Origin of the sequence: Terriglobus albidus, from assembly GCF_025685425.1 — a bacterium.
Lineage (GTDB): Bacteria > Acidobacteriota > Terriglobia > Terriglobales > Acidobacteriaceae > Terriglobus > Terriglobus albidus.
Genome location: NZ_JAGTAS010000058.1, coordinates 544,077 through 566,768 on the forward strand (window position 1 = coordinate 544,077; position 22,692 = coordinate 566,768).

The window sequence follows — 22,692 nt, forward strand, 5'->3', positions numbered from 1 at the left end:
TGAGTTTAGACGCCGCATGGCCCTTTTCGGAGGTCCATTTCCATGAAACTCACACAAAAGAAAAGACCTCGCCCAAGGCGAGGTCTTTTTACCGGAAATCAGAAACTTACACGCTGAAGCTCGATCCGCAGCCACAGGTGCTCTTCACCTGGGGGTTATCGAACTTGAAGCCGGCAGCCTCCAGCGTCTCAACGTAGTCCACCGTGCAGCCGTTCAGGTACATGGCGCTGGTGGCGTCAACAAAGACCTTGAGATCTTCGTAGCGGACAACCTTGTCCATCATGCCCTGCTGGTTCTCAAAGCTCATCGAGTACTGGAAGCCGGAGCACCCACCGCCCACTACACCGATGCGCAAACCGGCAGGGACTGGATCCTGGGTAGCCATGATCTCCTTCACCTTGGCAATCGCCGCCGGGGTCAGGTTGACAGGCTGCGACGACGTCGTCGGCGAGGAAACCACCTCAACAACCTCGGGGGTAGCGGCAGTAGTAGCCATGGTAAGAAACTCCTATTCAGTCGATCTCTATCTAAGTGTATGCCGCCTCGGAAGGCCGGGCAAGGGGCCATTTTGCACCCTGCTACACAAGTAATGGATGCGGTCGTACCCAAATGGATGCATTTTGCCCCACCGCTCCAAAAGCAGCGTATATTTCCGTGTGGGTGGTCTTTCTGCCGTCCCGAGCCTGCAAACTGCCCGTTGCAGACCCGCCGGTAGCCCTACCGTCGTCGCGTGGACCTCTGAGAAATGAAATACCACGCACAGACGGCAACAGCTTATGTACGCCTGCAGTGATTCCTCTCAGGAGGTGTACCCCCATGAACACCATGACCCTGCTGTGGACCATTTGGGCCTTCCTATTCCTTTCCACGACTGCCCTTATGGTCTATCGTGGTCTTCTTACCCGCGGGGAAGAAGACCAGATCTTCCTGGATGAAAATATTCTCGGCGAAGAAAAACGCCGCCAAGACGACATCCAGCGGAGAATCCAGTACCTTAAACCCTTTGTTGCCTTTGCCAGCGGAACCACGATTGCCCTCTCTGCCGCGTTGCTGGGAATTTATGTCGTGAACGCCATCCAGGTTCTGCGTGGATGAGTTCCAGAGAAGAAGCGCCTTGGTATAAAGCCGGCCGCCAATTTGGCGGCCGGCTTTGTTTGCGAACCCTTTCCCCTATCCCGGCATCCTTCCATAATGGGAAAGCCGTGTCATCGTGATCAGCTTCATCGCCAATTGGTTTATCGACTTCTTCGGCATTACCCATCCGACAGAACGTCAGAAGCGCCTGGCTGCCTGGTTCATTGTGGGGTTAATGACGGCGACCTTAGCCGCCCTTGCTGGGATCGCTACCCTGCTCTTCTATCTGGTTCGCCCATAAATTTAATTCTGAAAGCTATAGTGCTCCGGTTACCGGCAGGAGTATCATTCCGCCCGAACGGCCCTGCCTACCCCGAGAGCCCGCCAAATAAAAGCGGACCCGCCCGGTATCCCGAGCCGGCGATTGCAGCCTTTCGGAGGGTTTCAAACATGTCTATGCAACTGATGCTGATCATATGGGCGGCCCTCACCGCCTGTTTTCTCGCGCTTCTGGCGTACCGTAGCACGCTTACCCGTTATGAGGAGGACCAGCTCTTTCTCAGCGACTCCAACACCGTAGAAAAGTCCGAACAAATGGAAATCGTTCGGAAAGTCAACAAGTTGCAACCCATGTTGCGTGTCCTGGGTGGCGCCGCCGGTCTGGCGACCGCAGGCATCATCGGCGTTTATGTATACAGCGCCTGGCAAGCTCTGTCGCACTAACGGCTCCCCCGCCAACAAGCAACTTTCCCCAGGGTCCGGTGTCTCTTAAAACGAGTGCCGGACCTTCCCTCTTTTAGGCCGGAAGCTCGCCGCAGACACCTCGCAAGCAGCGAAGGCGTGAACAGCGGCAAGGTGACCCGATGGATGTAGCAGGTACAATTCGCAAGTCGTTTGGAAAGATAGTCTTAGGCTCGGCCCTTGCCCTCGGAGCAGCGATCGTTCCAACGGCGGCGCACGCGGCGGTATTTGTCTCTGTGGGCATTGCCCCACCTCCTATTCCTGTGTATGCGCAGCCTGTAGCCCCGGGTGACGGTTATATCTGGACTCCCGGTTACTGGGCCTATGGCCCGGACGGCTATTACTGGGTCGATGGCGCCTGGGTGCTTCCTCCTTATGTAGGCGCCCTCTGGACTCCCGGCTGGTGGGGCTGGGGTGACAGCGCTTACTTCTGGCATCCCGGTTACTGGGGATCCACAATTGGCTACTACGGCGGCATTAATTACGGCTTCGGTTACTTTGGCACTGGCTTCTATGGTGGTTATTGGAATGGCGGCCGTTTCTGGTACAACCGCGCCTACTGCAACTTCCGGCCCGGCTTCCGCGGCTCGTTTTATAACCAGCCTTATCGCGGAGTGCCCGTCCATCCCGGCGGCGCCAGCTTCCAACGTAATCCGCCCGCACAGTACGCTAACTTCCATGGCGGCACGGCGGTGAATAACTTCAACCGGACCAATGTCTCAGTGAACCGCGGCGGCTTCAATAGCGGAGCGCAGCGTTTCAATGGCAACCAGAACTTCAATGCCGGTCGTCAGCCCTTCAACAGCAACCGTGACTTCGGCCAGAATCGTGGCAGCTTCGGCAGCGGAGTACAGCGCTTTGATGGAAATCGCCAAGCCTTCAACGGCGGCCAGAACTTCGGCGGCAACGTAAACCGCGGCGGCTTTGGTGGAAACCCACCAAGCTTTGGTGGAAACCGTGGCAGTTTCGGTGGCAGCCAGCCCAGTTTCGGCAATCGTGGAGGCTTCGGTGGTGGTGGCAGCTTCAGCGCTCCCCGCAGCAGCGGCGGTAACTTCGGTGGCGGTGGAGGCTTCGGCGGTGGCCGTGGCTTCTCCGGCGGCGGTGGCGGCGGCTTCCATGGTGGTGGAGGCGGTGGTGGCTTCCACGGCGGTGGCGGACATCGCTAACACAAAACCAAAAGGGCTGAGACCTCGAAGTCTCAGCCCTTTTTCATTTCCGCCAGTCCTCGTATCATTCCGGCAATCCGCTCCAGAGCCCCCGGTTTGGCTAACGACCGTGCCGCGGCGCTCATCCTCTCTCGCCTCTCTCGATCGCTGAACAGCTCCGTCAGAGCCTCCAGTAGACTCTGCTCGGTGACGTCTTTTTGCAGCAACACGACAGCGGCACCGGCGTTCCCAAGCACTTCGGCGTTCTTCCTCTGGTGATCATCAGCCGCCGTCGGGAGCGGCACCAACAGTGACGGTTTGCCCGCCGCACACAATTCTGAAACCGTACTCCCCGAACGCGCCAGCACTACATCCGCCGCGGCATACTGCTGCGGCATGTCGTTCAAGAAAGCTTCTACGGCAATGCGTAAACTATCCGCGCCGCTTATCGCAAAAGCCTCCCGTGTCTTTTCCAGGTTTCGGGAGCCGGCCTGATGTAGGATGGTCAACCCTGGAACAGCGTCCAGCAGCCGCACAACGATCTTCGGAACGAACTCGTTGAAGACTGCAGCGCCCTGGCTTCCCGCCGTCACCAGCAGACGCGGAGCCTCCCCTTCAGCCTTCCGCGGAAGGTCAAAGATCTCCGGCCTGACGGGCACGCCGGTCACCGTTGCGTTGCGAAAATAGTGGGTTGTCTGCTCATAGGCAACCGCAGCCGCGCTGACATATTTGCCTACCAGGCGGTTGGTCATGCCGGGCAAGGCATTTGGCTCATAGGCCAGCGTAGGAATCCGCAGCAGGACCGCTGCGGCCATTGCCGGCCCACTGGCATAGCCACCGACCCCCACCACCACGTCCGGCCGGAAACTCCGCATCAGCCGGATGCAGTAGAGCACTCCCAGGGGAAGATCCGTAAAGGTCTTCAGCCGCGTCATCAGGCTGACGTTCTTCAATTGGCCAGACTTCACCAACTCCAGCGGAAACCCGGCCTCCGGAATCAGCTTTGTCTCAAGCCCACGCTCGGTTCCGACAAAACGCACCTCGGCTCCGAACGCATCACGCAACTTACGCCCGATAGCGAGCGCGGGAACAACGTGTCCGCCCGTGCCTCCACCGGCAATCAATACCTTCATCAATGTCCTTATATCTCTATATCGAGACTAGACTAATCCGTCTCACGGGAGATGTTCAGCAGCACGCCCATACTGGCCAAGGTAATAAACACGCTCGTGCCACCCGAAGAGATAAACGGCAGCGGGATGCCCTTGGTTGGCAGCAGCGCCAGAACAACGCTGATATTAAAGAAGGCCTGGATGAGGATCGCGCAGGTAATCCCGAACGCCAGAAACCGGGCAAACGGATCGGTCGAGAGAAACGCCGTACGTAGCCCGCGATAACCGAGCACCACAAAAAGCGCGACCACAAACAGCGCTCCCAGCAGCCCCAGTTCTTCACAGACATTGGCGTAGATAAAGTCTGTGTGCGGCTCCGGCAGATAGAACAGCTTCTGCCGGCCCTCCATCAGACCAAGTCCATGGAAGCCTCCGGTGCCCACGGCAATGAGCGACTGCAGAATGTGGAATCCGGTTCCGCGCGGATCCTTCTCCGGATCCATATATGCCAGCATACGGGCGCGGCGCCAGGCCACATGAAACAGCAGGAAATAGAGCACCGGCGAAGCCAGAGCGGCGCCGATAGCGAAGTAGCGCATCTGAGCGCCGGCGAGATACAGCATCAGGGCGAGCACCGCCGCACAGACGAGCGCGGTTCCGAGATCGGGCTCTTTCACGACAAGGGCGATCATGAGCAGCGGCGGCGCCGCAGCCCGAAGAATGGTTCCCTTCCAATCGTCCATGCGATGCATGCGGTTCTGCAGGAACCACGCCAGAAACAAGACCAGTACCGGCTTAGCAATTTCAGAGGGCTGAAAACTGAAGAATGGACCGATCTTGAACCAGCGATGCGTGTTGTGCGAGTCGCGCATCGCGAAGACGCCAATCAACAACAGCATCGTGATCGCGACCGAAGGCAGAACAATCTTGGGATTATTGAATTTGCGGTAATCCACCCGCATCAGCACAAGCAGCGCTCCCAGACCTACCAGAGCCCACATCGCCTGTTTGCTGACGAAGGTATAGGGTGAGCCGTAACGCTCCTTGGCCATCACCGCCGAAGCAGAGAAGACCATTACCAGTCCGATAAGGACCAACAGCACCACCACAAAGAACAACCATTTATCGACGCCGACGCGCTTTGCCATTTCCTGCCTTCATCCGGAGCGGGCAGGCTCGCCGTCGTGCCGGCCTACTCCGCCCAGCCGTTTACCGTCTCCTTGAAGACGCGGCCGCGGTGTTCGTAACTCTGGAACTGATCGAAGCTCGCACATGCAGGCGCCAACAAGACGACTTCTCCTGGCTGGGCAGCTCCCTTTGCCTGCGCGAGCGCGTTTTCCAAAGTTCCCGCTGAAACTATGTTGACTACTTTGTTAAGGTGCGACTCGATCTTTTCCGCGGCTGAACCAATGGTGTAAACAGCCACTGCCCTGTCTTTCAGCAGAGGCACGAGCGTGCGGTAATCCGAATCCTTGTCCTTACCTCCGAGAATCAGGTGGATCCCCTTCGGGAACGACTCCAGCGCCTTCACCGTCGCATCCACATTCGTGGCTTTGGAGTCGTTGTAATAGTCCACACCATTCAGCTTGCGCACAAACTCAAGGCGGTGTTCGACTGCCTTGAAGCTGGCGACACCCGCACGGACTTGTTCTTTAGGAACACCCGCAAGCCTTGTGGCTGCAATAGCTGCAAGGACATTCTCAATATTGTGCGCGCCCTTGAGGGGGATCTCGCTGATCGGCATGATCGGCTCCGGCCGATGGCCTTCCTTCTGTTTGAAGTAGATGCCATCGCCGTGGACAAACGCGCCCTGTTTGATCTGCCGCGAGGGTGAGAACCAATAAATACCGGCCTTCGTGTGCGAGGCGGTCAACTGTGTCGGCACATCTTCGGCGTTCAGCACGAGGTAGTCTGACGGTTCCTGCGCAATGGTGATGCGATATTTTGCCGCGGCATACGCCTCAAAGGTTCCATGACGATCCAGGTGATCGGGTGTAATGTTCAGCACAACCGCGATCTTTGGATGGAAGTGGGTTACGGTCTCCAACTGGAAGCTCGAAACCTCAAGAACCACCCAGTGCTTATGGGTGGAGACGCGGCGAAGGTTCAGAACCGGAGTTCCGATATTGCCGCCCACCAGAGTCGGCAGACCGGCGGTCTTCAGAATATGACCGATCAGCGAGGTGGTCGTCGTCTTCCCATTCGAGCCGGTAACGGCGATGATCTGCCCTTTCAGAAAGTACGAGGCGAGCTCGACCTCACCAATCACCGGCACGCCGGCAGCCATGGCGTACGCGATCTCTTCGGTGTTCAGCGGAACGCCGGGAGAAACCACCAGCAGATCCTGCCGCCGGAAGGTCAGCACTCCATGCCCGCCCGTCTCTACCGCAATACCCGCCTCCAGCAACGCCGGGAGCTCCGCTGACAGCGCTGAAGCCGACCGCGAGTCCGAGACGGTGACAAGGGCTCCCTGCTCTTTTAGAAAGTGAGCAGCAGCCAGGCCTGACTTCCCAAGACCAACAACGAGAACACGTTTATTCTTCAGATCGATCAATCTTCAGTTCCTGACTGTTACGAAACCTTCGGCCCAATGGTCTTGATCGAGCGAATACTCGACCATTTCAATCCGTTCGGACTCGCCAGAAATCCTGGCTGATTGCAAATTCTATCCTGTGCAGCCTGTGCTTTTGTCCGTGTACGGTAGACACCTATCAGTTTTGAATCTTCTCGTCCATCCCCGATCTCATGGGTATGCCAAAGCAACCAGACAGAATCCACTCCCATCGCGATAAGCTCCTTAACTCAATGGAACTTGAGGTGACAACAGCAACATTTACTTTTACAAGTCACCATGAACACAGCACAACAAACTATGCCCTGTTGGACGGTACTCGGCAAAGGAAGTTGGCAGCTATCCCATAGTGAAATATGGGATTACCGCAATTTCAGGGTCGTCAGAGCGAAGAGAGCAAAAACCAGGGCGGCAATCCAGAACCGGGCAATGACCTTACTCTCGCTCCACCCCAGCAGCTCGAAGTGATGGTGCAGCGGCGCCATCTTGAAGATACGTTTCCCATTACGAAGTTTGTAGCTACCCACCTGCAGCATCACACTCAGCGCTTCCAGGATGAAGACGCCGCCGATAAAGGGCAGCAGCAGCTCCTGCTTGATGAGTACCGCGACCGTTCCGATGGCTCCGCCCAGAGCCAGGGAACCCACGTCACCCATAAAGACCTCGGCGGGGTGCGCGTTGTACCAAAGAAATCCGATGGAAGCGCCCACCATGGAGCCACAGAAGATACTCAGCTCTCCCGCCAGCGGCATACGCGAGAGCTCCAGGTAGTCCGAAAAGACCGCATGGCCGCTCACATACGTCAGCACCGTCAGTGCTCCGGCGGCAATAATCGTGCACCCGATCGCCAGACCGTCCAGGCCGTCCGTCAGATTCACCGCGTTGGAGCTGAAGGTGAGCACCAGCATGACAAAGATCACGAACGGAGCAAATCCCAGCCACCATAGCGAGTGGTTGTGCAGCAAGGCTCCGATGATCAGGTCGGGCCTCCAGCGCTTAATGAATGGAACGACCAGACGGGTGGAGTAAAAGCCCTTATGCTGCAACACGCACAGCGCCAGCGCAACGCCCAGGCTGACCAGCAACTGCAACGCAAACTTCTGCTTCGAGGTCAGGCCGAGGTTTCGCTTGTGAACGACCTTGATGTAGTCGTCCGCAAATCCGATCGCCGCAAAGAAGAACGTCGAAAGAATGGTGATCCAGACCAGCGGATTCGACAGATCACTCCATAGCAGGGTCGGCACCAGAATGGAGATGCAGATCAGCACGCCTCCCATCGTCGGCGTGCCTTTTTTCTTCTGGTGACTCTGCGGCCCTTCTTCGCGAATGTACTGGCCGATCTGGAATTCTCGTAACCGCTCAATCACATAGGGGCCGATGATCAGGCCGATCAACAGCGCCGTCAGCGAGGCAAAGACGGTCCGGAACGTAAGGTAACGAAAGATCCGGAACAGCCGGAAATACGGGAATAACTTCTGATAGAGCAGCCAGTAAAGCATGTGCGCCTAGAGCAGTTCTCCTAAAGGTGTAGTGCGAAGCGTTTGCAGTTTGCGCCGTTTTCCTCCGAAGAAAACGGCATTCGCAGATTTCTCCAACACCACAGTATTAGGAGAATTGCTCTAGTGTATCCCCGCCAATGCGCGTTCCAGACGTACCCCGCGTGATGCCTTCAACAACACAGCATCCCCGGCTTGCAGGTTGGTCTCCAGCCATTGCCCGGCTTCTTCTGGAGTGGCCACAAAAACCGCTTCGGCGCCTTCCGCCTTTGCCCCGGCGACCAGGTGCTCTGCCAGACCGCGCACTCCAATGACCTGCCGGATACCGAGCTGCGCCATCGTCCGTCCGCTGGCCTCATGCAGTGCGGGGCCATCCGGGCCAAGCTCCAGCATCTCGCCGGCAATCACGATATGCCGCTCCGCCTTGACTGCCAGCAGAGCTTCCACCATCGCGTCCAAAGCTCGAGGATTGGAGTTGTAGCAATCGTTGATCAGCGTCGCTCCACGCCAGCGCAAAAGCTCGCCGCGCTTGTCCGATGGCTGCAGCTCGCGCAGCCCTTCCACGCATTCCTCCAGAATCATGCCGCACTGCAGTCCGGCAGCGATGCCTGCTAGCGCATTGTAGACATTGTGGCGCCCCAGAAGCGCCAGCTTTACCTCGGCACACTGTCCTCCCGCGATCACCGAGAAGGTCATGCCCTTCTCGCCGGCTTCGTGCACATTCTTTGCACGTACGGTCGCTGTTTCACCCAATCCATAAAAGACCGCGCGACTGCCCATCCCCTTGCCGAAGGTGCTGACATATTCGTCATCGGCGTTCAGAATCGCGATGCCGTCGGCGGGCAACGCCTGCACCAGCTCATATTTTGCATTGGCAATCCCGGCGATCCCATCCGGGAAGTACTCCAGGTGCACCGGCGCGACATTCGACACCACAGCCCAGTTGGGTTCAGCGATCCTGGCAAGAAATGCAATCTCCCCGGCATGGTTCATACCCATCTCAAGGACGGCTATCTCATGCTCCGGCTCAAGGCGAAGCACCTGCAGCGGCACACCGAAGTTGTTGTTCAAATTGCCCGCGGACTTCAGTACCTTGAACTTCGCTCCCAGAACGGCGGCCACACCTTCCTTGGTGGTCGTCTTGCCTGCTGATCCGGTGATACCGATGACGCGTTTGCCCCAGTGTCTCCGAACGGCGGTGGCAAGCTTCTGCATCGCCGCCAGTACGCAATCGTCGCCTTCCGGCACGCGCAGCAGCTTGCCTTCATCAACGGTTGCCGGAACCACCCAGTGCATGCTCACCACGGCAGCTACCGCGCCATCCTTCAACGCCGTCTCTACGAAGTCATGTCCATCCAGCCGCTCTCCCTTGACCGCAAAGAACAGGTCGCCGGCGGCGATGGTGCGCGAATCGATGGAGTAGCCATAGGCAATGGCATCGTCATCGAAGTCGCCTTCTGCGTGAATCCAATCCGCAATCTGGCCGAGCGTCAGCTTCATGCCATCTCCTTCAGAACTCGTGCGGCCACTTCGGCATCGTCGAACGGAATCGTGCGGTCGGCCAGCACCTGCGTCTTCTCGTGTCCCTTGCCTGCAAGCAGCACGATGTCACCGGTTTTCGCTACTGCCAGCGCCCGCCGGATCGCCTGCTCACGGTCGGCCTCGACAATGCAGTCCGTTCCGGTCTCCTCTACACCACGCAGCGCCTGTTCGATAATGATGCTGGGATCTTCTGAACGAGGATTATCGCTGGTCAGTACCACCAGATCGCTTCCCCGGCCCGCGGCACGCCCCATCTTCGGCCGTTTGGTGCGGTCGCGATCGCCGCCGCAACCGAAGAGCGTAATCACGCGATGCTCTTTGCCGGCCAGCTCCCGCGCCAGCCTGATCAGGTTCAACAGCGCATCGTCAGTGTGTGCATAGTCCACTGCGACGGTCATGCCCCGATCGTTCGGAACCGTCTGGAACCGGCCCGGAACGAACGACAGCTTCGCAACACCCGCAGCAATCTGTTCCAGCGGAACGCCGCGGGCATAGGCAGCAGCCGAGGCCGCCAATGTATTCAATACATTCACGCGCCCTGTCAGATTTGTCCGAATAGAAATTTCTCCCACAGGCGACTTCAGCACAAAGCTCGTTTCGCCGGCGCGCAGGAGGACCTGCTCCGCACGCCACTCGCCTTTCGTCATGCCGTAGGTAGCTACGATCGATCCTTCACGCAACGCAAACTTCTCCAGGCGATGACCATACTCGTCCTCTGCGTTAATCACAGCGGCACGCGGAGGCGGCGCGCCCACACCTGCAAAAAGCCTTTGCTTGGCAGCGAAGTATTTTTCCATCGTGCCGTGATAATCCAGATGGTCCTGCGTCAGGTTGGTAAAGACGGCTACATCCACCGGCATGCCCCACACGCGCTCCTGATCGAGGGCATGCGAGCTCATCTCCATCACGGCCTCGCTTACTCCCGCCTGGACGCCTTCGGCAAATAGTGCCAACAAATCTCGCGCTTCTGGAGTGGTATGAGGAGACTCACGCACTTCCCCCGCCAGGTGCACTTCAATCGTGCCGACAAGAACACTCTTACGTGCCGCAGCCTGCAGCATCGCCTCTACGAGGAAGGTAGTGGTCGTCTTTCCATTGGTTCCAGTCACGGCCGTGAGCTTCAACTTCTGCTCGGGATGGCCAAAGAAGTTGGCGCTTGCCGTCGCCAGAGCGCGACGGCCCTGCTCGATCAACCCAATACAGAGATGCGGCCAGCGCGACAATGCATTGGAAAAACTCTCCCGTGAATCGGTGAGAACTCCACCCGCGCCTTTGTCCATGGCCTGACGGATGAATTTATTGCCATCGGTTGTGCCGCCGCGCATCGCCACAAACAGCGAGCCTTCGCGCACACGGCGCGAGTCATATTCGACGCCCGTGATCTCGCACGAGCCGTGGGTCTGCTCGTCGAGCTCGATACCTGCAACTACTTCGGAAAAAAGCATAAAGAGAGACTGCGAAATAACGGTATTCAGACTGCGAAATAACGGTATTCGGACTGCGAAATAAGTCTTCAAAGCTAGCGCAGGAAACGCACAACCACCTGCGTCCCTACAGGAACCATGGTACCTGCCGAGGGCACCTGTTCGCGGGCCAGGCCGCTTCCGACCGGCTGTACACGCAATCCAACCGAGCTCGCCTGTTGCACTACCTGGCGCAGCGCAGCGCCGTTGAACGACGGCACTGCCACCCGCTTCGTCGCATCAACAATTACGCCACCGTCTTCCTTGCGCTGGGACAGCGGAACAACCTTCGGCGCGGTCAGCGGCTTGTTATCCGCCGCGTCGGCCATCGTGTTCGCTCCTCCGTTGGCACGGAAGGCCGCCAGCACCCTCTCCGGCAACAGATTCAGCACAGACCTCTTCGCGGGCTGCGATGCCGCGGGCTCAGGCTCCGGCCTGGCAGGACCGGCGTTCGCCGTTCCCTTTAGTGGATCGTCATCTGGAAGCGCATTGGCCTCGGCAAACATGGCATTCAGATCGGCCGTGCTGTCCTCGGGATGATCGTCGTGCTCGACCTTCGCCACCTTCATCTCGTCCACGCGCTTCTTCGGGTTGAATGGCTGATCGTGCGGAACCCCCAGATACTCCAGCACCTGCTGCGCCACTTCGGCGAAGACTGGCGCGGAGACCGAACCACCATAGTAGGAAGGCCCCGCCGTAGGTGTATCAATCACCACCGCAACCGCGATTGCAGGCGTGCTCACCGGAGCAATGCCCGCAAAACTGGCGACGTGCTTGGTCTTGGAATAGGTATGGGTTGCCGTATCGATCTTCTGCGCCGTTCCCGTCTTGCCACCGCTGGAATATCCGTTTAGCGCAGCCAGCGTTCCCGTTCCATTCACCACAATCGACTGCATCATGCTGCGCATCTTCGCAGCGGTGAGTTCGCTGATCACACGGTGCGAGCCATCCGGCAGGTTCTTCGGAAGTTCATTCTGCGGACGGAATGGAGTTGCCTTCAACTCCGGATCGCCCTTCATCTTCTCCGTCTCAGAGAGGATAATGTGCGGCGGCAGATACATGCCGCCATTGGCGATGGTAGAGACCATCGTTACCAACTGGATCGGTGTTACGCCGACCTCCTGACCGATGGCCAGTGAACCGATCGATGCCGGATCCCACTTGCGAACCGGACGCAACAGACCGCGGGTCTCGCTCGGCAGCTCGATACCTGTGCGATCGCCGAAACCGAAGTCGCGCATGTATTTGTAGAAGCGCTCGTTGCCGAGTTTCATGGCAAGCTTCACAGCCGCGACGTCGCTGGACTTCTCCAGAGCGCGCTGCACCGTCACCACGCCCATGCCGCGATCGGAGATGTCGTCATGAATCGTGCGGCCAAAGATGGTGATCGCTCCGCCCTGGCAGTCCACCAGGTCTTCCGGCTTTACATTGGCGCCATCGAGCGCCGACGCATACGTCACCAGCTTGAAGGTGGAGCCGGGCTCATAGACATCGCTTACTGCCAGATTCGAGAGCGCCTTCGGATCGAGATGCCGTGTCTCATTCGGATTAAAGCGCGGCGACACCGCCAGTGCCAGAATCTGCCCCGAGCGCGGATCCTGCACCACCACAACACCATGTAGTGCTTTGGTTTTCTCTACCTGCTCATCCAGAGCCCGCTCGGCAATGTGCTGGATATTAGTGTCGATGCTCAGCACCAGGTTCTCGCCCGGCAACGGCTCCTGCTCGATGCTGCCCAGCACCTTGCGGCGGGCGTCGAGTGCGGTGCGCACCTTGCCCGGTGTGCCATGCATATCTTCCTCGAACTCACGCTCCAGGCCACCGAGACCAACATCCTCAGCGCCGACATATCCCAGCACCTGTGAAGCCAGATCGTTGTTCGGATAGAAGCGCTTGAACTCCTTCTGGAAGTAGACGCCTTTAAGGTTAAGGTCCTTAACCCGCTCGGCGATCTCAGGCGTCACGCGATGCGCGACCCAGGCGAAGTTGTGCGAAGCAGTGAAACGCGCCAGGATGCTCTGTTCAGAGGTAAAGCGGTCGTCGGGATCGTCATGCACTACGTGGGCCAGCAGACTTGCAGCATCAGCCGCATTGCTGCCCAGTTCCTTGGGAACGGCGTAGATCGAATCCACAGAGACAGTCATCGCCAACTCACGCAGATTGCGGTCATACAGCAGGCCACGCCGCGGAGCTACGGTCACGCTACGCTCCTGCTGACTTGCCGCCTTCTCTACATAATGCGAATGGCGGATGATCTGCAGCCAGACCAGGCGGCCAGAGATGACCACCGTCCAGAAAAGAAAGAACGCCGCCACGTAGACGAACCGGACACGCTTAATCGGTGCGGTGAGCGTCTGACGTGGGGGCGCCACAGTATGCATCTACTTCAACCTCAGCATCCAGAGAAACAACAGAACAACCTATTAATGCGTAGCCACCTGCGCCACGACCGGAGCATTCGGATCGTTCACACCATCCGGACGAACCACCTGACCAGGAAGAGGAGCTGACAGACCAAGCTGCGCGGCCATCGTGTGGATCCGCTCGGGATCGGTCAACTGGGCCTCCTGCAGACGGAGTTGGCGATTCTGCTCCTGCATCTGCTCGACCTGCTGCTTGGCCGCTTCGATCCGGTAACCCGCTTCAATCGCGCTGAAGTGCTGCCATACGTACACCATCACCAGCACGAACAACACCGCGCAGGCAGAGCCGAAGGTGCGCATCTCACGCTTGCGGACCGGATCGTCGGCCTTCACGATGCGCGAGTTGTCGATGTATTTGTGGAAGAGAACCTCGGGCGTCGGTCCGCGGCGCGCCGCGCGCTGCGTCTCATACACACGGCGATTCCGCTCGGCCGGCGACTCGGTGCGGCACTTCCGCCGTCCCATTCCTTCAATTGTCTGCGCCACGCTTGCCATTGCCGTGCTCCCTTCTCACTTCTTCTCCACTACCCGCAGCTTGGCGCTGCGTGCCCGCGGATTGCGTTCCATCTCGTCCTCAGTCGCCGTTACCGGCTTCTTCGTCAAAATCCCGTACTCGCCTGTCCGCGATCGTTCGCGGAAGTCGTCTTTCACCAGCCGGTCTTCCAGCGAGTGAAAACTGATCACTGCCAGCCGGCCACTGGGCTTCAGAAGAGATGGCGCGCTTGCAAGCAGCGACCGGATCTCTCCCAGCTCGTCATTCACGTAAATCCGGAGCGCCTGAAAGGTCTTCGTCGCGGGATGAATCTTCTCGCCTTTCATTGCTGGGGCCGCGGCCGCTACCACTCGGGCTAACTCCCCCGTCGTCGTAATCGGCCGGGCCCTGACAATGGCTCTGGCAATCCTGCGCGAACTCCTTTCCTCTCCGAATTCGTAAATCAGGTCGGCGAGCTCGTTTTCGTCGATCTGATTTACCACCTGTTCGGCACTCACCCCTACATTCGGGTTCATCCGCATATCAAGCGGACCGTCGTGCCTGAAACTGAATCCTCTGTGCGGTGTGTCCAGCTGCAGACTGCTTACGCCAAAGTCGGCCAGGATGCCATCGAGCGTTCCAGGCGCAATTACCTGGCCTGCCTCGCTGAAAGCCCGTGCATGAAACTCAACCTTCGGCATCGTTGCCTTCAGCTCCGCCGCCAGATGTTCCAGCCGCTCCTTCGCCAGCTTCATGGCGTCCGGATCGCGATCGAAACAATGCAGCGTTCCATTTGGCCCCAGGCGGCGAGCGATTCCGCTCGTATGCCCGGCAAGTCCAAGCGTCGCGTCAGCGTAGATTCCGCCGCGCCGCACATTCAGGAAGTTCAAAACCTCTTCAAAAAGAACCGGCACATGAAGCGATGCAATCATTCATCCCCCATGCGGCTCCCTTGGGAGCCCAAAACCGTTACAGACCGAGGTCAGCCAATGCAGCCTGGTCGTCCATCGTGAGCGGCTGGGCCTCCAGCTCAGCCTTGAAGGCTTCGTGGTTCACCAGCTCCAGGTAGGTCTGCGATCCCAGAACCACCACCTCGCCCTTCACGTCTGCTGCCTGCCGCAGAATGGCCGGAATCAGAACCCGTCCCTGCTCGTCCATCTGCGCCATCTGGCCGTAATAGTTGGTTACGTCCAGAAACTTCTTCTTGTGGGGATTCATGGAGGGAATCTGCGCCAGCCTCTCCTCGATCTTTTCCCACTCCTTCAGCGGATAAATTTCAGCCCGCTTGCCGTCCTTGCTGGTGATGTAGAACTGATCGCCATAGACATCCTTGCAACGGCGCATGAACTCGGCGGGCAGCTTAAGCCTTCCCTTGTCGTCGACACGCGCTGGATGATTTCCGCGAAACATCGTTCCTCAGTGCCAGCAAGAACCAAGAGCACAAAGTTGGTTACGGTGCGAATCTTGCCGTTCGCTTCCGTTCCAGGGTTAGAATCATGCCATCGGAGCAGCATTCATCCCTTTTGCTCCACTTCTTACCACTTCGACCCACAGAATCACCCATAAGTTGCCCCAATACAAGTCCCTAAATTGCGGAAAACATTAGCGGTTCCAAAATGGTCTGTGGAAAACTCAGGCTGTGGGGGTAACCAAAGGGTATACCCCAACCCGTGGTGTTTAGGAGATTGGTGCAGGAGGGTGGCGCGGCTGAGGAAATCCGTGGTAAGCGAAAATTAGGCGAAAGTAAGCGGGAACCGCGTCAATCCTGCTGTTTCCGCCGCCGCATCCGCGACAGAATCCACAGCAGATACGCCACGATAAGCAGGTTCCCAATCAGGATCCCCAGCCTCCAGATGTTGGGGTGGTGTGCCAGCTCATAGAGTTCCCAGGGGAGGAAGACCAGGCTGGCAATCACCGTCAGATACTCTGCCCAAATCTTCTCCCGCACCAGCCCTACCCCCTCCACCAGCTTCAGCGCGCCGTATGCAAAAGCAGAGGCGCCGATCTGTTTCAGGCGGTGGTTGTTGATCAGGTCGATCTTGTCAAAGGCGAGCGAAACCAGCCGGCCATCTTCATTCAGGTGGAGATAGCGGACCAGATTCGTGAGCTCGTCGTTGAGATCTTTATTCAGGAGATGAAGCACTCCAAGTCCCACGGCTACGGAAAGTGCCGCTTCCAATACCTTCAGGATGCCGATGGCCAGCAGACCAGAGTCATGGTGTTTTGCTGCAGGATGGGACTGCGTGCCGTTCATACGCGCGAGGAGGCCTGACTTCCAGCTTCGAGGCAAGACTACCGGACTGTCAAACCGACGCGGGAGAACAGACGATAAATACGCACGCGTCCTCATGCGCCAGCTATCGGCCGTTTCTGAAGAACCGTTACGTACAGCACAGCCCGCCGGCAGCGAAGATATCCAATTTCTGCCACGGAGATGGAGCCTGGTCGTGAGGGCGACCAGCTCCACCTCCGTGTTGCCCGAAGCACCGTGTGTGTTTGCTTCGGACCCTTTCGGACGCACCGGCCATGTTCCGAGGCAAGGCGGCGCGCCCATCCTGCACCTGCGTTACAGCTCAGCCCACTGCCGCAGCAGGTTGTGATACACCCCGGTCAATTGCACCGTCGAAGGATGCTCCGGATGATCAGCGGCCAGTCTCTGGATTGAAGTATCGAGATCGAAGAGCAACGTACGCTGCGCATCCTGGCGCACCATGCTCTGCAGCCAGAAGAACGAGCTCACCCGGGCTCCGCGAGTCACTGGCGTCACATGATGCAGACTCGTCGAGGGATACAGGATCATCGAGCCTGCGGGCAGTTTCACGCTCTGCACGCCATAGACATCTTCGATTCTGAGCTCTCCTCCGTCATACTCTGAGGGTTCTGTAAGAAAGAGCGTGCACGAGAGATCGGTACGAATGCGGAATCCTGTATTTCCGATCGGACGCACTGCGGTATCGACATGCGTACCAAAATGGCCACCGCCCGCATACCGGTTGAACATCGGCGGAAAGACTCTCAAGGGCAGCGCCGCCGAGAGAAATAGCGGATTGGCGCCCAGCGCGTTAAGTACGATCTCACCGAGCTGCTGGGCGACCGGGTGCGTTTCCGTGAGCTGCTGATTGTCCTTTACCGTCTGGGCCTGGTAGCCGGCGGTTACTTTTCCATCCGACCAGTCTGCGCTGTCGAGAATGGAACGCATGTGGCGTACCTGCTCCGCGGTAAGAACATCAGGAATCGTGACTAACATCGGTTTGCCTTACTCCTTGCTGCATAAGTGCAGGGACGGTATCCGCGAGGCCCTGCACTCGGGGTTGGAGCAAGTCTCCTAAAGGTGTAGAGCGGAGTCCTGGCTGTTTGCGCCGTTTTCCGACGAAGAAAACGGCATTCGCAGGTTTATCCAGAGCCACAGTATTAGGAGAATTGCTCTAAAAGCGCGCGTTGAAACCAAACTGCGCGTTGAAGCCTTCTCCTGGAATCAGGTGATTCGGATGGGGCTGATCGATATAGAACTTGTTGCCAAGGTTGTTGAGATTCGCCTGAAAGTCGAGGCGATCGCTGAGCGGCTTGCGTATCATCGCCGAGAAGATCCAGTATTCAGGAATGCCTTTGTAGTCCAGACGGACGTTATTCACGTTGGTGGCCGCCGTCGTGTCATAGACCGCAATCAAAGTGCCTGTGCTGGCGCGGCGTGCCGCTGTGTAGTTCGTACCGAAACCACCGACAAAGCCCCATCCGATGTCATGGGTCACCCACAGGTTGCCGGTGTTCTTCGGCACGTTAGCAAATGGCATACCTACGGGGTTGATATAGAACGGGGCCGAATGTGCCAGGGCGAGACTCGCGGCATCTCCCTGCGCGGCAATTGCGGCGGCCTGGACGGCGAACGGTGACGCATTCAACGTCGTAGCCGTGACACGTCCGGACAGATAGGCATAACCTGCCAGAATGTCGAAATGCTGCGGCAGATGTCCCAACACACCGAACTGCACACCCTGAATGCGCTGATTGCCGACATTTCGAACCTGGGTGGTGTCGAACGGATCAGTTTCGTAGACATTCGACTTCGTCGTACGGAAATAGGCTCCGTTGAGATTGAGACGATCGCGCAGGAACGCCCACTTTGCGCCGGTTTCGTAAGTCTCGTTCTCCTGCGGGGCCTGGGTCGCATTATTTGCGGTCAGGCTGAGGCTCTCGGCCGAAGGATTGAAGCTGGTGCCCCAGTCAAAGTACACACTTCCATTCGGACGAGGCTTCACCACGGCTGCGGCGCGATAGGTCGGCTTATCATCGGCGCGCCATGGGAGCACACCATTCGCGGCTTGATCTGATTGCGTCTCGAAGTGATCGAAACGAACTCCACCCGAAAGCATGAGCCACTGCGTCAGCTTCATGGTGTCGTTGAAGCCGACACCGTAGCTCCAGGAGGTAATGTGAGTACGGCCTGGAGGCGTGGAGTAGCTCGCGACATACACATCCTGCGCTGGGTTCAACGCATTCGTCGTACCTACCGTACGAGCAGTGCGTTGCGGCATCGACCGCTCGCGCCCACCTTCCGCCATGATCACAGCATCATTCTCGATGTGCCGCAGTGAGAAGTGGCCGACGGCACTGGTCTGGTTCCAGATAATGTCTTCCGTGCTGTTGATCGGAATCTGCGCACGGGTGACCTGCACATTGCTCAAAGGAGTCGTTACGGGATAGCAAGCCGTCGCATTGGTCGGAGCGCAGGTTGCGTTATACCCCGTGATCTTCCCGGTCGAGTCTTTGATCGCAGTCAGCGTTCCCACCGTCAAGATCTGAGGCTCCGTGATCACAACATTGCGGGGGTAGTTGCCCCAACGCGTAACGTTGCGCAGTGTTGCTCGCGTGCCGATGTCGTGTTCCACCTTCGCGGTGACTACATCGGGATTCGTGCGCAGGAAGTTGTCATTGGCAAAACCGTAGTAGTTCTTGCGGTTCACCTTGGCGACACGCGGCCCGAAGTAGGGCAGACCATAGTCCGGAGTGGAGTTCTCGGCCTCGTGCAGGTAGTTGAGGCTGAAACGCGTCGGCGAATTCAGACCAAAGATCAGCGACGGCGCGATACCAAAACGCCGGGTCTCTGCATAGTTACGCTGCGCGACTTTGCTCTGAGTACCCACCACATTCAGACGAAATGCCGCGCCATCAAGCGTGTCCTTCAGCGGAACATTGATGTCGCCGGCAACACGCCGCATGAGGTTTGTACCAAGCTGCAGCGAACCACGTGCGAACTCATTTGCCTGGGGCTGCTTTGTCTCCTGATTGATGACGCCGCCGGTCGATCCGCGTCCGAACTGCACGCTTGCAGGTCCCTGCAATACAGCCACCTGCTCGTAATCGAAGGCATCGCGGTAGTAGCTTCCGAAGTCACGAATGCCATCGAGGAACATATCGTTACGCGCGGAGAACCCGCGGATCGTCAGGTTATCGCCCTGCGCTCCAGCCTCGCCGGCTGCAATGGAGATGCCTGGCGAGTTGCGCAGAGTATCGCGCAGCGTGGTGACCTGCTGCTCCTGCATGATGTACTGCGGAATCACATTGACGGTCTGCGCCGTGTCCAGCAGCGGCTGCGTGAACTGCGTCAGCGCGACAGTCGTCGACTGCGTCGTGACATCCACCTGCTCGGAGTTTTGTACACCGATCTCAAAGGTAGAGTCTCCCGTCACCTTTACGCCCAGGCCGGTTTCGCCCAGCAGCTCACGAAGGGCCTGCTCGGCAGACATCATGCCGCTGACGCCCTTGGTACGGAAGCCGGCAACCGTCTCGGCGGGAACCTTCAGGTTCACCTTGCTGCCGCTCTGCGACTCAAAGCTCCGCAGCGCCTCGTCCATCTGTCCGGCTGGGATATTGAACTTCACCACGCCCTGCGAGATAGGCGCGTGATGCGAACGATCATGTCCATGACCTTCCTGGGCGACCGCTCCCTCGCCGGCGCCATACGCCGCCAGAGTTACCGCCACTACCTTCGCGCTACGCTTCTGCCAGAGCTTCCAACGATTCAAAGGCCTCTTCATCCCAATCCTCCAGGGGTTTTGGTCTGCGCGGAGGCCCTCACCTGCACACGCTTCCCAGTCTTGTCTTTCGCCCGAAACCAGCCCTCAACCCGTTCGCGGCACACCTTCGCCCCTCAGAGCTTCCTGAAGGCGATAAAAGACTTATTCAGTCCGATATAGGAAGCATATCGCAATCAGCGACCTTTCAGGTCCTATTTGAGAAAAATTTCCGACTATTTCGGTCGGTAATCGTTCAAGTACTCTGAAAGCCGTGCCGGCCACATTTCATACCGAGCAGTGGGTTCCCTACCCGGTCGAGCTGGTCTTCGCCTTTTTGGCGAATCCATACAATCTGCCACTGCTGATGCCGAAGTTCTTCAAGGTCCGGATCGAGGAGGCGGCGCTTGCACCTCCACCGCAACGACCGGTAGCTCCGGATCCTGCGCTACGCCTGAAGAGCATCGCCGCAGGCGCCGGCAGCCGCTTTACGGTCTCAGCCTGTCTGGTTCCCTTGCCTCTCATCAACTTCCGTGTTCCCTGGGAGGTCGAGATTGCCGAGTTCGCGTGGAACCACCACTTCACGGACGTCCAGCTTCGCGGCCCCTTCCGTTACTGGAAGCACACGCACAGCGTCAGCGAAGAGACCCGCGCCAACGAGGCCGGAGTTCCCATTCACGGCACTCGCATTATTGATGACATCGAGTTCACCCCACCCATGGCCCTTGCTTCCTCCGCCATCATCAGGCGGCAACTGGCGTCCAACTTCCGAACCCGTCAGAAGAAGCTCGATTTGATCCTGCCGAAGTTGATAGCCAGTCTGAATCGACGCTAGGAGCGAGTCAGTATCTTCGGGACTTTTTTGGTCATTTCGGAGCGACAGCGAAGAAATCTGCCTCTCTACCGATACTCTTCTGGGCTGAAAAGCTGGGTCGCGCTTAGTGTGATACCCATCTTCGCAATGAAATCGCGAAGCGTGGGAAACCTTGGATTTTGATTCCAACCAGATTTCTTCGCTGCGCTCCGAAATGACAAATAAAAATCAAACCCAAGATGGTCCGCACACTCCAAGGACTTGCGATTCCGGGCAATACCCTGCACCCTAAACCTATGTGGCCCAAGCTTCTTCTCCAACTGACGGAACACCTTCCCAAGCTCATCCGCCTGATCCCACTGCTTGAGTCGCTGGTCGCTTCTCGTCTGGCTGCGCCCTCCGCTTCGGCGGAACTTGACCTCACCCCGCTCAACGAGGCCACGGAGGCACTGAAAGCCGAGCTCGGCCAGGTCGCCCGTTCTCACGTCGCGCTCAGCAAGCAGATCTTTGAGGCGCACCAGGACCTGAACCAGCGCATCGAGCATCTCTCCACAGAGCTCCGCTCCCACCAGGAAGCGAGCAGCCGCCGAATCGATCAGCTCGAGCACCAACTCCATAACTTCCAGAACTGGTTCTGGATCCTCCTAGCTCTGCTGCTCGTCGCGATAGCCCTGATGATTGCCCTGCTTGTCGTCAAGTGAGATGATCGGAGCCTTGACGAGGGTCGATGAGACGAATTCTTCTCGGCGTTTTCCTGCTATCGTCAGCCCCACTTATCAGCACGCAGCCCGGCAGTCAGCCATCTCCGCAAAGCCTGCTTGCTGCCGAGCGGGACGCGTTCGTCACGGCTTATTCAAGACCATGGCGTCGCGTCGTTCGCTTCATTCTTTTTCCCGGAGATAAGAAAAAAGAGATCACCGGTGCGGTAGAAGATACCGTCTATTCTCCGTTTCACCAGAAACGCACCTACAGCTCCCCGAAAGAATCGTTCTCCATCTACACGCTTCCGGAAGGCACATTCACGGATCGTAAGAACGCGGTCATTCCTGGAATGCTTCGCTTCGCCTTGCAAGGGATGTCCCCTCAACTTGTGCCGCAGCTCCTGCCCAAGGATCGCATTCTCGCTATTGCGGCTCTCCCTGACACTCACTTCAGTTGCTACCAGACCGAACGGCGGGACGACTCCGGATTCATCGCAATCAGCAGCAGAAGCGTACCTTCGTTCTGTTTCGACCACAACGGAACACTGCGTACCGTAACGCTGGAACACATTGTCACTGCAGTTAACGCTCAGCTGCTGCTGAACCAGCGATACGTTCCATCCCGAGTACTGGTCGCGACCGAGGAACGACCGCTTGTCTCTCTTGAGACAGTGCTGCTGGAACCTCTCCCCGAGGGCCGGACAATTGAGAGGCCTCCGGAAGCAAGCTATCCAGGCGAGCGCTCCGAGATCAGCCCGTGCGATTCCGGGGGCGCCGATATAACTGGCGACGCTTCCTCGTTCGGTACGCGCGGCGTGCTCCTCGATATTCATATTGATAAACAAGGAAAGGTCGACCGCACATCTGTCATCACTTCCGCCTCTTCCTTATTCGAGCGAGAGGCGCAGGATGAGGTCCGGAAAAGAACATACTCTCCATGCGTAATCTCCGGGAAAGCTACGGATTTTGGTCTGACGACGCTCTGGTGGGGAAGGGATCGTTTCCGGTTCCGAAAAGGACCTTTTTCTCGCTTCTAAAAGCATTTCCCTGTTGCTGGGTATCCCGGACGAGGTGTGCAGCGGCGTTTTCATTGCGGAAACGCCCATAGATGTGGAATCCCTGCGCT

21 protein-coding genes are annotated in these 22,692 nt (G+C 58.0%); 7 read left to right on the plus strand and 14 right to left on the minus strand.

The features are described from left to right. Positions 1-106: 106 nt before the first annotated feature. Entirely contained in the window at positions 107-496 is a 390-nt protein-coding gene (locus tag OHL21_RS21325; protein WP_263419325.1) for a HesB/IscA family protein, read from the minus strand. Between the two features lie 320 nt (positions 497-816). On the opposite strand from OHL21_RS21325, the gene OHL21_RS21330 reads away from it, so the two are divergent. The 4 genes from OHL21_RS21330 (at position 817) to OHL21_RS21345 (ending at position 2,981) form a co-directional block, all read left to right on the plus strand. Next, a complete protein-coding gene (locus tag OHL21_RS21330) occupies positions 817-1,095 on the plus strand; it encodes a hypothetical protein (RefSeq protein WP_263419326.1) in 279 nt (92 codons plus the stop codon). Between the two features lie 115 nt (positions 1,096-1,210). After that, positions 1,211-1,375: a hypothetical protein gene (locus OHL21_RS21335; protein ID WP_263419327.1), complete on the plus strand. Its 165-nt coding sequence runs from the start codon at positions 1,211-1,213 to the stop codon at positions 1,373-1,375. Between the two features lie 149 nt (positions 1,376-1,524). Continuing rightward, on the plus strand, positions 1,525-1,797 hold the full coding sequence (locus tag OHL21_RS21340; RefSeq protein ID WP_263419328.1) for a hypothetical protein: 273 nt from the start codon (positions 1,525-1,527) through the stop codon (positions 1,795-1,797). A gap of 140 nt (positions 1,798-1,937) precedes the next feature. Next, positions 1,938-2,981: a YXWGXW repeat-containing protein gene (locus tag OHL21_RS21345; protein WP_263419329.1), complete on the plus strand. Its 1,044-nt coding sequence runs from the start codon at positions 1,938-1,940 to the stop codon at positions 2,979-2,981. 32 nt (positions 2,982-3,013) lie between these two features. Here the strand turns inward: OHL21_RS21345 and murG are convergent, their stop codons facing one another. The 13 genes from murG to OHL21_RS21410 all read right to left on the minus strand — a co-directional run bounded on the left by murG (position 3,014) and on the right by OHL21_RS21410 (position 20,075). Then, complete coding sequence (murG, locus tag OHL21_RS21350) at positions 3,014-4,093, minus strand: undecaprenyldiphospho-muramoylpentapeptide beta-N-acetylglucosaminyltransferase (protein WP_263419330.1); 1,080 nt, start codon at positions 4,091-4,093, stop codon at positions 3,014-3,016. A gap of 32 nt (positions 4,094-4,125) precedes the next feature. Next, on the minus strand, positions 4,126-5,220 hold the full coding sequence (gene ftsW / locus OHL21_RS21355) for a putative lipid II flippase FtsW (RefSeq protein ID WP_263419331.1): 1,095 nt from the start codon (positions 5,218-5,220) through the stop codon (positions 4,126-4,128). Between the two features lie 44 nt (positions 5,221-5,264). Further along, entirely contained in the window at positions 5,265-6,623 is a 1,359-nt protein-coding gene (gene murD / locus OHL21_RS21360) for a UDP-N-acetylmuramoyl-L-alanine--D-glutamate ligase (RefSeq protein ID WP_263419915.1), read from the minus strand. Positions 6,624-7,006: 383 nt separating this feature from the next. Beyond that, entirely contained in the window at positions 7,007-8,143 is a 1,137-nt protein-coding gene (mraY, locus tag OHL21_RS21365) for a phospho-N-acetylmuramoyl-pentapeptide-transferase (RefSeq protein WP_263419332.1), read from the minus strand. Between the two features lie 120 nt (positions 8,144-8,263). Then, positions 8,264-9,640, minus strand: coding sequence for a UDP-N-acetylmuramoyl-tripeptide--D-alanyl-D-alanine ligase (locus tag OHL21_RS21370; RefSeq protein ID WP_263419333.1), 1,377 nt, complete (start codon positions 9,638-9,640; stop codon positions 8,264-8,266). Then, a complete protein-coding gene (locus OHL21_RS21375) occupies positions 9,637-11,127 on the minus strand; it encodes a UDP-N-acetylmuramoyl-L-alanyl-D-glutamate--2,6-diaminopimelate ligase (protein ID WP_263419334.1) in 1,491 nt (496 codons plus the stop codon). The genes OHL21_RS21370 and OHL21_RS21375 overlap by 4 nt, the downstream gene beginning before the upstream one ends. Positions 11,128-11,201: 74 nt before the next feature. Then, on the minus strand, positions 11,202-13,517 hold the full coding sequence (locus tag OHL21_RS21380; RefSeq protein WP_263419335.1) for a penicillin-binding transpeptidase domain-containing protein: 2,316 nt from the start codon (positions 13,515-13,517) through the stop codon (positions 11,202-11,204). 51 nt (positions 13,518-13,568) lie between these two features. Continuing rightward, complete coding sequence (locus OHL21_RS21385; RefSeq protein ID WP_263419336.1) at positions 13,569-14,063, minus strand: FtsB/FtsL family cell division protein; 495 nt, start codon at positions 14,061-14,063, stop codon at positions 13,569-13,571. 15 nt (positions 14,064-14,078) lie between these two features. Then, positions 14,079-14,972, minus strand: a complete 894-nt coding sequence (rsmH, locus tag OHL21_RS21390) for a 16S rRNA (cytosine(1402)-N(4))-methyltransferase RsmH (protein ID WP_263419337.1) — start codon at positions 14,970-14,972, stop codon at positions 14,079-14,081. A 37-nt stretch (positions 14,973-15,009) separates the two neighbouring features. Continuing rightward, entirely contained in the window at positions 15,010-15,450 is a 441-nt protein-coding gene (locus OHL21_RS21395) for a division/cell wall cluster transcriptional repressor MraZ (protein ID WP_263419338.1), read from the minus strand. 349 nt (positions 15,451-15,799) lie between these two features. After that, positions 15,800-16,294: a DUF2127 domain-containing protein gene (locus tag OHL21_RS21400; protein WP_263419339.1), complete on the minus strand. Its 495-nt coding sequence runs from the start codon at positions 16,292-16,294 to the stop codon at positions 15,800-15,802. 312 nt (positions 16,295-16,606) lie between these two features. Further along, positions 16,607-17,287: a Fe2+-dependent dioxygenase gene (locus tag OHL21_RS21405; RefSeq protein ID WP_263419340.1), complete on the minus strand. Its 681-nt coding sequence runs from the start codon at positions 17,285-17,287 to the stop codon at positions 16,607-16,609. Between the two features lie 178 nt (positions 17,288-17,465). Continuing rightward, positions 17,466-20,075 carry a TonB-dependent siderophore receptor gene (locus OHL21_RS21410; protein WP_263419341.1) on the minus strand — a complete coding sequence of 870 codons (2,610 nt, stop codon included), beginning with the start codon at positions 20,073-20,075 and terminating at the stop codon, positions 17,466-17,468. Positions 20,076-20,325: 250 nt separating this feature from the next. On the opposite strand from OHL21_RS21410, the gene OHL21_RS21415 reads away from it, so the two are divergent. The 3 genes from OHL21_RS21415 (at position 20,326) to OHL21_RS21425 (ending at position 22,603) form a co-directional block, all read left to right on the plus strand. Next, positions 20,326-20,886, plus strand: a complete 561-nt coding sequence (locus OHL21_RS21415; RefSeq protein ID WP_263419342.1) for an SRPBCC family protein — start codon at positions 20,326-20,328, stop codon at positions 20,884-20,886. Between the two features lie 218 nt (positions 20,887-21,104). Beyond that, complete coding sequence (locus OHL21_RS21420; protein ID WP_263419343.1) at positions 21,105-21,566, plus strand: hypothetical protein; 462 nt, start codon at positions 21,105-21,107, stop codon at positions 21,564-21,566. A gap of 26 nt (positions 21,567-21,592) precedes the next feature. Beyond that, complete coding sequence (locus OHL21_RS21425; RefSeq protein ID WP_263419344.1) at positions 21,593-22,603, plus strand: energy transducer TonB; 1,011 nt, start codon at positions 21,593-21,595, stop codon at positions 22,601-22,603. Positions 22,604-22,692 lie beyond the last annotated feature (89 nt).

Bases quoted from the DNA above. Each gene is read 5' to 3' on its own strand.
- OHL21_RS21325 (WP_263419325.1), bottom strand. From the start codon at position 496: ATGGCTACTACTGCCGCTACCCCCGAGGTTGTTGAGGTGGTTTCCTCG.
- OHL21_RS21330 (WP_263419326.1), top strand. From the start codon at position 817: ATGAACACCATGACCCTGCTGTGGACCATTTGGGCCTTCCTATTCCTT.
- OHL21_RS21340 (WP_263419328.1), top strand. From the start codon at position 1,525: ATGTCTATGCAACTGATGCTGATCATATGGGCGGCCCTCACCGCCTGT.
- OHL21_RS21345 (WP_263419329.1), top strand. From the start codon at position 1,938: ATGGATGTAGCAGGTACAATTCGCAAGTCGTTTGGAAAGATAGTCTTA.
- murG (WP_263419330.1), bottom strand. From the start codon at position 4,093: ATGAAGGTATTGATTGCCGGTGGAGGCACGGGCGGACACGTTGTTCCC.
- ftsW (WP_263419331.1), bottom strand. From the start codon at position 5,220: ATGGCAAAGCGCGTCGGCGTCGATAAATGGTTGTTCTTTGTGGTGGTG.
- mraY (WP_263419332.1), bottom strand. From the start codon at position 8,143: ATGCTTTACTGGCTGCTCTATCAGAAGTTATTCCCGTATTTCCGGCTG.
- OHL21_RS21370 (WP_263419333.1), bottom strand. From the start codon at position 9,640: ATGAAGCTGACGCTCGGCCAGATTGCGGATTGGATTCACGCAGAAGGC.
- OHL21_RS21375 (WP_263419334.1), bottom strand. From the start codon at position 11,127: ATGCTTTTTTCCGAAGTAGTTGCAGGTATCGAGCTCGACGAGCAGACC.
- OHL21_RS21385 (WP_263419336.1), bottom strand. From the start codon at position 14,063: ATGGCAAGCGTGGCGCAGACAATTGAAGGAATGGGACGGCGGAAGTGC.
- rsmH (WP_263419337.1), bottom strand. From the start codon at position 14,972: ATGATTGCATCGCTTCATGTGCCGGTTCTTTTTGAAGAGGTTTTGAAC.
- OHL21_RS21395 (WP_263419338.1), bottom strand. From the start codon at position 15,450: ATGTTTCGCGGAAATCATCCAGCGCGTGTCGACGACAAGGGAAGGCTT.
- OHL21_RS21400 (WP_263419339.1), bottom strand. From the start codon at position 16,294: ATGAACGGCACGCAGTCCCATCCTGCAGCAAAACACCATGACTCTGGT.
- OHL21_RS21405 (WP_263419340.1), bottom strand. From the start codon at position 17,287: ATGTTAGTCACGATTCCTGATGTTCTTACCGCGGAGCAGGTACGCCAC.
- OHL21_RS21410 (WP_263419341.1), bottom strand. From the start codon at position 20,075: ATGAAGAGGCCTTTGAATCGTTGGAAGCTCTGGCAGAAGCGTAGCGCG.
- OHL21_RS21420 (WP_263419343.1), top strand. From the start codon at position 21,105: ATGGTCCGCACACTCCAAGGACTTGCGATTCCGGGCAATACCCTGCAC.
- OHL21_RS21425 (WP_263419344.1), top strand. From the start codon at position 21,593: ATGAGACGAATTCTTCTCGGCGTTTTCCTGCTATCGTCAGCCCCACTT.